The following is a 741-nucleotide window of genomic DNA, read 5'->3' on the forward strand; positions in this document are numbered from 1 at the left end:
AACTCAACTTTCGCAGCTTGAAATTGGCAAATAAGCCTTGATGTAGCTAGGCAAACCGGCAGTCCAATTCTGGAGTTGACGATGAATTAGCATTGAGATTCGCTTTCCTGCCTTCGCGGCAACTTCATTCATCAATTCGACTAATTGTTGAAGAGCGACGACCCAGTCCATTGTTCCAACTTCATCGCACAACAAATAGAACAGGCCTCCAATCGTCCGTTGGTCTGTGCTCTGGCGATGCTGCCAGGCAAGTAAGATGTAGCGAGCGAATACGATCGTGGTATGGCTAATGAGCAGGTCGTATGATCGCCCTTGAAACTCCTTCTGTAGGCGCAGCAAGGATTTGGCGCACTTAAAGAAGACCTCAATCTCCCAGCGCATTCTGTAAATTCGAATGATGTTCGAGGCGGATAAGGTAAGATCAGTAGACAGAATGGCAAGCCATTCCTTCTTCTTGGATCGGTGACGAACGAATATAACCGTAACTGGGATTCCTGGAGCAAGCTCTGTCCGTATCTGGCGAAGGATGTTTCGGTTTTTTCCTTCAATGCGAGCGGCAGTTGCATAAAGCGAATTCAGGCAAATGCGTTGCCCGTCCACCAGATATCGCTTTTTATCATTTTTGACCATGCCAATGACGTGTAGGTTACGATCACGTATCTCTTGAATCAGTGGTGCATGAGTAAACCAGCTATCCATGAGTACGTAGGATGCAGACATGCCGGCAGCAATAGCACGATC

Annotated in this window: 1 protein-coding gene; it reads right to left on the reverse strand. The window is 47.4% G+C overall.

Going from position 1 to position 741, the window contains the following annotated elements; all coding sequences use genetic code 11:
- Positions 1 to 3: 3 nt before the first annotated feature.
- A partial coding sequence (locus KXG62_RS33875) for an IS4 family transposase (protein ID WP_218096402.1) occupies positions 4 to 741 on the reverse strand: 738 nt, incomplete at its 5' end.

The organism is Paenibacillus solanacearum, from assembly GCF_910593845.1.
Classification (GTDB): domain Bacteria; phylum Bacillota; class Bacilli; order Paenibacillales; family NBRC-103111; genus Paenibacillus_G; species Paenibacillus_G solanacearum.